The following is a 7,196-nucleotide window of genomic DNA, read 5'->3' as shown; positions in this document are numbered from 1 at the left end:
TTGTCCAAAAGTGATATGGTTTAAAGTTAGTGCTAAAGCCAGAACCAAACTGGTGCACTATGCCTCGGAATGTGGTGTACTTTGTTCGGAATAATCAACCTCTAGCTCTTGCTGCAACGAGCCCCGCTTTAGTACGTTCCCGGATAATTTCCCTTTCAAACTCTGCTAATGAAGCAAAAATATTAAATGTAAATCTTCCTGTAGCTGTTGTAGTATCAATGTGATCATGTAGGCTAACGAAATTTACTCCTTTTTCATTGAACACAGCAACAAGATCTACTAGGTCACGAAGAGAACGTCCAAGACGATCCAATTTCCAAACGACTACCTGATCATCCTTACGAAGAGTCGCCAAAAGATTTTTTAGTTCGGGTCTGTCTGTATTCTTGCCGGAAATCTTTTCCTGATATATTGTCGTGCATCCATAATCTGTCAGCGCATTGAATTGAAGATCTAAATTTTGGTCTGCAGTACTTACTCTTGCGTAGCCTATTTTCATATTATTTTTATTATCAAAAACTCATTATCAAAAATAGAAAAATCATTTTGATTAATGGAACGGGTTTATGATAATCGGCTAAAAGAGAAAAGATATTTCAGGGTTAATGAGGATAGGTTTGATTTGTTTAAAGGCATCGGTTTATGCTTTAGATAGATTATCGAAAAACGAGGGAATAATGAAAATAAAATGAATGGAATAAATTTGCCTATTTATAAAAATGAAAGGGCAACTAGAATGCTGCCCTTAATCAATTAATGCTCACGGTGATTGGCATCTTAAGCAGCTACTCCTGTCATTCTTCTGCATTCTTCCGCACAAGCCTTACAAGCATCTGCACATTCCTGACAATGCTGGGTATGATGATTACTACACTCATCTCCGCATTGCTGGCAAATATCTGCGCAAATACGGCAAATGTCTTGAGCAAAAGAGCTACCCATACTCATCAATTGAGCGGCAGAGTAGCAGATGGCTGCACATTGCATATCAAGCTCAATACACCGCGCCATCATTTTCACGTCTTCTTACTGAGTGCATGAACTTGCACAATGATTGCAAATTGAAGCACACTTTAAGCATGCATCAATACAGTTTTTCCATTCATGGTATCCCATAACTTTAATTTTTTAGGGTTATAAAAAAAATTCCTATATAGATAACATGGTTATTTCCAGGCGGTTTCATTTTGTTTAAGAAAAGCTTTAATCCCGTGATATGATGCTTGTTTAAACGGTAGAAGAATAAGAAACTGGTTCTCGTATTCAAATAAGGAGGAATAGTGATAAATTAAATTCTCAACACCTACTTTAAGATTTTGCACATCATTTTATTAGTATTATATTTGCAATACGGAAATGGTGTCCTTCCGATTCAACCGCTTTTTTCAAAAGCTGATGGCGCCTACAATAGAAATTCCAGCAGGTAATAAAATCTGCCGGTCAAAGTATTGTAGGTGAAAAAATTAAAAATAAATTCTCAACTCTTATTGCTGGCAGCTATCTTAATTGCGCTTGTCTTACTTTGTCTGTCTGCCAAAGTGAGATCAGTGTTAGCAATGGTCCTGCCGGTTGAAACTGAATGGTTCTTGTGGATAAATCAGCACCATAATGCATTCTGGGATACGATCATGTACTGGGCCAGTGATAAGCGTTTTTGGCTTCCTTTTTATGCCTTCATTATTTATTGCCTCTTCCAGAATTTCTGCAAAAAAATTTGGCAGGTTCTTATTACCATTGCGCTACTAGTTGCTAGTGCAGATCAGATTGCTTCAGGACTGATTAAAAACACCGTTAAGCGTCTACGCCCTTCCCATGAACCGAATCTAACTACGATCATTCATTTAAGTAAAGCAGGTGCGGGTGGGATGTATGGATGGCCATCCGCTCTTTCATCACCTATCTTCAAAAGCATTCTTTCCGCTGGTTCGGCATTTACCGGATCATTGCCGGAGCAACGGTTCTTGTACTCATTTACTTTGGAATTATTCAATAACGGAAAATTAACATAAAACTATGTGGTGGATCTACGCGCTATTATCAGCTTTCTTTGCTTCCCTTACTGCCATCTTTGCAAAAGTCGGCGTAACCAATGTCAATTCTGATTTGGCTACTGCCATACGAACGGTGGTAATACTGATTGTAGCCTGGGGGATCGTAATGGCCAGAGGCGAACTTAAAGGAATTACGGAACTGTCAAAGCATAACCTGCTATTTCTTTTTTTATCTGGCCTTGCCACCGGCTTGTCCTGGATATTCTACTACAAGGCTTTGCAGATCGGGAAAGTGTCCCAGGTCGCCCCTGTTGATAAGTTGAGTGTTGCCCTAACTATTATACTTGCAATGGTGTTCCTGAAAGAAGCTCTTACCCTGAAAGTATTCTTTGGTGCCCTGCTGATCATTGGGGGAACACTGGTTTTGATCTTTTGAGAAACTCAATTATTTGTAAGCAACCGAAATACTAAAAATCAATATAAAACAAAAAACTATGAAATTAACTAAAATTCGTGCCCGTGAAATTTTGGATTCCAGGGGCAATCCGACAGTAGAAGTAGAAGTCACTCTTAACGGAACAACAGCAAGGGGTATTTCTCCATCCGGGGCAAGTACGGGTGAAAAAGAAGCCGTAGAGCTTAGAGATGGTGATCCAGAGCGCTATAATGGTAAAGGCGTGGAAAAAGCAGTAAAAGGGATTAACGTCGAAGTCGGCAAATCAGTCACCGGCTTATCCTTTGAGGGTCAGCAGGCCTTCGATGATCATATAATTGGTCTGGATGGAACCGAGAATAAATCAAGGCTCGGCACAAATGCGATGCTTGCGGCCTCAATCGCCTTCGCCCGGGCTTCGGCCGTTGCAAAAGGGGTTCCCTTGTATAGGCAGCTAGTGGAAAGGGAAGGTTACGTAATGCCCGTACCGTGCATGAATGTCATTAATGGGGGAAGGCATTCTGATAACAACATCGATTTTCAGGAATTTATGATTGCCCCTCATAACGCCCCCTCGTTTAAGGAAAGTATCCGTATGGGCGAAGCTGTTTTTCATTCCCTGAGAAGTCTGCTAAAAGCGAAAGGCTATTATACCGGAGTTGGTGACGAAGGTGGGTTTGCGCCAAATCTGAGTTCTAATGAGGAAGCCGTCCAAATCATCATGGAAGCGATACATATTGCCGGTTTTGCTCCAGGCAAGGATATTTCCCTTTGTCTTGACCCAGCGACCAGCGAAATGTGGAATAATGGAAAATATGAATTTTATAAAAGTTCTAAAGAACGGATCACAACAGATGAAATGATTGGCTTTTGGGAAGGATGGTTAAAAGAGTACCCAATTATCCTGTTGGAAGACGGGTTGGGCGAAAACGATTGGGAGGGATGGAAAAAGCTGACCAGCCTTTTGGGAGACAAAGTGGAATTGGTTGGAGATGATATATTCTGCACCAACCCGAGTATTATCCAGCAGGGAATCGACCAGGGCATTGCAAACAGCGTACTGATTAAATTGAACCAGATCGGTACAGTTTCCGAAACGCTAAAGGCCGTAGAACTAGCCCAAAAAAACGGTTACAATTGCTTTATTTCTCACCGCAGTGGTGAAACTGAAGACACGACAATTGCGGATCTGGTTGTCGCTACCGGTGCGGGGCACATCAAAACAGGAAGTGGCTGCCGCTCTGAAAGGGTATCTAAATTTAACCAGTTGCTTCGGATAGAAGAAGAACTTGGTGATAGGGCATCATTTGCAGGAATCAATACTTTTTATAAAAAATTATAAATCAGCCGCTAACCTACAATGAAACATAATAAATTTTTATTTGAACACCTTTCGGTTTTTAAATATGCGGTTCGATGGACGCTGCTTATACTTCCTGTTGCCATTGCAATAGGAAGTATGGTTGCCTTGTTCCTTTGGCTGCTAGGCTGGGCCATTCACTTTCGCTTTCAGCATACCTGGCTCATTTTTCTGCTACCTTTAGCAGGTATTGTGATCCACCTGATTTATCAGTCAGTTGGTAGGTCCTCAGAAAAAGGAAATAACCTGATCATGGATGAAATCCATAGGCCGGGTGGTGGAGTGCCCAGGCAGATGGCGCCAGTAATCTTAATAACTACAGTGATTACCCATTTGTTTGGCGGATCGGCTGGAAGAGAGGGAACCGCGGTACAAATCGGAGGAAGCATCGCAGGAATGTTTAGCCGCTGGTTTAAGCTAAATGAGGTAGACACCAAGATGCTCCTTACCGCGGGAATTGCAGCCGGGTTTGGGGCGGTGTTCGGAACACCGCTCACCGGTGCCATATTTGCAATGGAAGTTCTGGCCATTGGAAGAATAGAGTACAAGGCTTTACTTCCCGCATTAATTGCCAGCGTGCTTGGTGATCTTACTGTCTCTGCCTGGGGCATCCATCATACCGCTTATCACATCGATCTCATAGAGAAAAGTGCCTACTTTCTATCTGAATACCTGCCGGTAAACCTACTCCTGCTTAGTAAGGTTATTCTAGCATCCACATTGTTTGGTCTGGCCAGCTACCTGTTTGCTGTAATGGTGCATGAGATCAAGGCCTTTTTTTCTAAAGTATGTAAGATCCAGTGGCTTATTCCTGTTATCGGTGGTCTGATTATTATAGGCTTGACTTACGCCATCGGGAAACCGGATTACTTAAGTTTGGGCGTGGATAGCGAATACCAAGGAGCCGTTACAATTCCCTCTGCTTTTCAGCCTGGCGGAGCAGATACTTGGAGCTGGTTATGGAAGACCATTTACACAACTTTAACATTAGGAACTGGATTTAAAGGTGGTGAGGTAACGCCTTTGTTTTATATTGGCGCAACATTAGGCAATGCACTTTCGACCTTATTAAATGCTCCAGTTAGTTTGTTTGCTGCCCTTGGATTTATTGCTGTTTTTGCTGGTGCAACGAATACACCCCTTGCCTGTACGATTATGGGTATAGAACTTTTTGGTAGTGAATACACCATGTTTTTTGCGGTAGCCTGTTTTACAGCCTATTTTTTCAGTGGCCATTCAGGTATATATTCTTCACAGCGTATTGCGGTACCCAAAATATTTACGGGAACATAAAATATTGACTTATCCTGTTCCTGTGGATTATCATAAAGAGGTGAAATTTTTATAAGATCCTTGACCAATGCAATCAGCAATTTATATCAAAAAACAACGCTATATCGACCGCTTTCCTTCCTCTCTTTTCTAAAGCATCAAGTACAGATGATTTAACTGCCTATGTTGTTTTAATAAGGTAGAGCAATAAAAGTATACTAGCTATGAAAACTAAAGCGGTTAAAACTTTAACAAAAAGTGTTGAGTGGTAATACACCCCCTGATTCAATTGTTCTTTCGTTGAATTATATCTTAAGTAAGAACAAATGATAGTGATCGCTCCCAGGGCAACTAGAAAAATCCCGATAATGCGGGAATCTCCGGTTTGGTGCAGGGGTACTTTACTCCCCAGTGCGGCACTGATCTGCTTGATAAATAGCGAGAATTTCATCACCACGAAGCCAAATCCCATGATACCAATACTGGTTCTGATCCAGGCCAAAAATGTTCTTTCATTAGCCAAATGGTCTCCTGCATGCTGTTTGGTATTTTCTTGATCTTGAATTTTCATCTTGTTCTGTATCGGTATATTAAAGCAATATATTTTGCATGTTATGTCAATATCGATGCCAGTTTGGAGATGATAACCCTGGTATCCCGGATGCAAGCAAGCCTGTTTGATTCAGTGCCGGCAGGATAGCAGGTAACTGCAATTTCTTCGATAAACGATAAGCCTGATAGGTCAATAGATTCTTTAACCTCTTGTTCAATGCTTTTCATTAGGATCATGATTAATCGGGGTTGATATGTTCTGATTTTATGAGCTAATTGCTCTATTCCCCCCTGCCTTTGGTTTTTTCTGATTTTAACTGACGATTTATCAATAGGTGTACAAGTTAGATGTTCCAAAAAGCATCCCGTGCCTTTAAAGAACTGCAAAAAATCTTCTACAGATTTAAAATCGCCAAATACCTCACTAAATGCAAGATAAATTGTTCGAAACAGATTAGTATTTCCCAGGTAAAAATGTTTATCGCCACCTCCAGGAGCTTCAGAAACAAAGAGCAGCAGCACTTTAGCTGGCTGATATTGCCTCGAAATTTCGGTAACACTATACATTATAGTTGTAGCTTTTAGCGAAGCGCATAAATAGTTCCGCCAGAGCGTCCTGCTGACCATGAAGCTGAATGAAATGAAACGGCCTTTCGATAACCATATCCTTGATATCTATGATGCGGCATTCATTATTCTTGAGCTCTTTCAATATGGAGTGGATAGATAAAAAAGCCAGGCATTTGCTGTGAATCAAATAGGATTTAATGCTTTCGGTACTACCTAACTGCATTTCTATATTTAAGTCCCCCACCTTTATCTGGTGTGCTTTTAAAGCATATGCAATAACATCTAGTGTACCAGAACCAGGTTCACGAAGTAATAAATCATAATCCTTCAACTCATTCGGTTTGATCATTTCCTTTTTCATGGCATAATTGTGACCAGAACACACCAGCACCAGCTCGTCTTTTAGATATTGTTCGTATTTAATCTGAGGGTTCCGGGAGATGCCTTCAATGATTCCAAAATCTATTTCCTTAGCAATCAAACGCTGCTCTACATCTTCTGTATTTCCGGTAACCAGTTGAATTTGTATATCCTTAAACTTATTGTGAAACTGTGCCAATACAGGTGGAATGATATATTGTGCCACAGTACTGCTGGCACCAATCCTCAATATTCCTTTATGGTGTTTAGTAAGTAGATTCATATCATATTCCAGTTCCCGGTAGGTTCCAAAAATCTGTTCTGTGTAATGCAACAATAATTCGCCGGCTGGGGTGAGGCTGATTTTTTTGTTTCCACTGCGTTCAAATAATGACATTTTGAACTCCTGCTCTAATTCTTTAATGTGTTTGGTTACAGCAGGCTGACTGATAAATAACTCTGTCGAGGCCTTTGTAAAATTTAGCCTTTTAGCGACAGCATAAAATACTTGCAAACGGAAATCTATCATACACGGTTTTAGTAGATAACCTAAGATACAAACAATTTGTTTCAACGGGTACTGACATCATAACCTTATGTTATCATCAATAACTTTTTATGCTTTTTCTGATGCGTAGAATAAATGCACATTTGTAAC

The 7,196-nt window shown here is 40.6% G+C and carries 9 protein-coding genes, 1 pseudogene and 1 riboswitch; of the genes and pseudogenes, 4 read left to right on the top strand and 6 right to left on the bottom strand.

The features are described 5' to 3' along the window. Positions 1-97: 97 nt before the first annotated feature. The 3 genes and pseudogenes from ASE74_RS15300 to ASE74_RS25170 all read right to left on the bottom strand — a co-directional run. A pseudogene (locus ASE74_RS15300) lies at positions 98-499 on the bottom strand (recombinase family protein); the annotation flags it as partial. Positions 500-777: 278 nt separating this feature from the next. Then, positions 778-942 (bottom strand): four-helix bundle copper-binding protein, encoded by a 165-nt coding sequence (locus ASE74_RS25175; protein ID WP_235526111.1) that lies wholly within the window; start codon positions 940-942, stop codon positions 778-780. An 84-nt stretch (positions 943-1,026) separates the two neighbouring features. After that, positions 1,027-1,116: a four-helix bundle copper-binding protein gene (locus ASE74_RS25170; RefSeq protein WP_235526110.1), complete on the bottom strand. Its 90-nt coding sequence runs from the start codon at positions 1,114-1,116 to the stop codon at positions 1,027-1,029. A 227-nt stretch (positions 1,117-1,343) separates the two neighbouring features. Continuing rightward, a riboswitch (Fluoride riboswitch) is annotated at positions 1,344-1,412 on the top strand. A 42-nt stretch (positions 1,413-1,454) separates the two neighbouring features. On the opposite strand from ASE74_RS25170, the gene ASE74_RS15295 reads away from it, so the two are divergent. From ASE74_RS15295 to ASE74_RS15280, 4 genes are read left to right on the top strand one after another with little or no spacing between them, the layout of a single operon-like run. Beyond that, positions 1,455-2,009, top strand: a complete 555-nt coding sequence (locus ASE74_RS15295) for a hypothetical protein (protein ID WP_124910972.1) — start codon at positions 1,455-1,457, stop codon at positions 2,007-2,009. Positions 2,010-2,013: 4 nt separating this feature from the next. Then, positions 2,014-2,427: an EamA family transporter gene (locus ASE74_RS15290; RefSeq protein WP_008245453.1), complete on the top strand. Its 414-nt coding sequence runs from the start codon at positions 2,014-2,016 to the stop codon at positions 2,425-2,427. Between the two features lie 58 nt (positions 2,428-2,485). Next, entirely contained in the window at positions 2,486-3,766 is a 1,281-nt protein-coding gene (gene eno, locus ASE74_RS15285; protein ID WP_055910880.1) for a phosphopyruvate hydratase, read from the top strand. Positions 3,767-3,784: 18 nt separating this feature from the next. After that, entirely contained in the window at positions 3,785-5,077 is a 1,293-nt protein-coding gene (locus tag ASE74_RS15280) for a voltage-gated chloride channel family protein (protein ID WP_055910878.1), read from the top strand. Positions 5,078-5,237: 160 nt separating this feature from the next. On the opposite strand, the gene ASE74_RS15275 is transcribed toward ASE74_RS15280, so the two are convergent. Genes ASE74_RS15275 through ASE74_RS15265 form a run of 3 tightly spaced genes read right to left on the bottom strand, consistent with a single transcriptional unit; the run spans position 5,238 to position 7,067 of the window. Beyond that, a complete protein-coding gene (locus ASE74_RS15275; protein ID WP_008245456.1) occupies positions 5,238-5,627 on the bottom strand; it encodes a YidH family protein in 390 nt (129 codons plus the stop codon). Positions 5,628-5,668: 41 nt separating this feature from the next. Continuing rightward, entirely contained in the window at positions 5,669-6,175 is a 507-nt protein-coding gene (locus ASE74_RS15270; protein ID WP_055910875.1) for a hypothetical protein, read from the bottom strand. Next, on the bottom strand, positions 6,168-7,067 hold the full coding sequence (locus ASE74_RS15265) for a LysR family transcriptional regulator (protein ID WP_055910874.1): 900 nt from the start codon (positions 7,065-7,067) through the stop codon (positions 6,168-6,170). The genes ASE74_RS15270 and ASE74_RS15265 overlap by 8 nt, the downstream gene beginning before the upstream one ends. Positions 7,068-7,196: the final 129 nt, after the last annotated feature.

Source organism: Pedobacter sp. Leaf216 (genome assembly GCF_001421515.1).
GTDB lineage: Bacteria > Bacteroidota > Bacteroidia > Sphingobacteriales > Sphingobacteriaceae > Pedobacter.
This window is presented reverse-complemented; position numbering and strand designations above follow the sequence as displayed.

Bases quoted from the DNA above. Each gene is read 5' to 3' on its own strand.
- ASE74_RS15265 (WP_055910874.1), bottom strand. From the start codon at position 7,067: ATGATAGATTTCCGTTTGCAAGTATTTTATGCTGTCGCTAAAAGGCTA.
- ASE74_RS15290 (WP_008245453.1), top strand. From the start codon at position 2,014: ATGTGGTGGATCTACGCGCTATTATCAGCTTTCTTTGCTTCCCTTACT.
- eno (WP_055910880.1), top strand. From the start codon at position 2,486: ATGAAATTAACTAAAATTCGTGCCCGTGAAATTTTGGATTCCAGGGGC.
- ASE74_RS25175 (WP_235526111.1), bottom strand. From the start codon at position 942: ATGGGTAGCTCTTTTGCTCAAGACATTTGCCGTATTTGCGCAGATATT.
- ASE74_RS15275 (WP_008245456.1), bottom strand. From the start codon at position 5,627: ATGAAAATTCAAGATCAAGAAAATACCAAACAGCATGCAGGAGACCAT.
- ASE74_RS15270 (WP_055910875.1), bottom strand. From the start codon at position 6,175: ATGTATAGTGTTACCGAAATTTCGAGGCAATATCAGCCAGCTAAAGTG.
- ASE74_RS25170 (WP_235526110.1), bottom strand. From the start codon at position 1,116: ATGGGATACCATGAATGGAAAAACTGTATTGATGCATGCTTAAAGTGT.
- ASE74_RS15280 (WP_055910878.1), top strand. From the start codon at position 3,785: ATGAAACATAATAAATTTTTATTTGAACACCTTTCGGTTTTTAAATAT.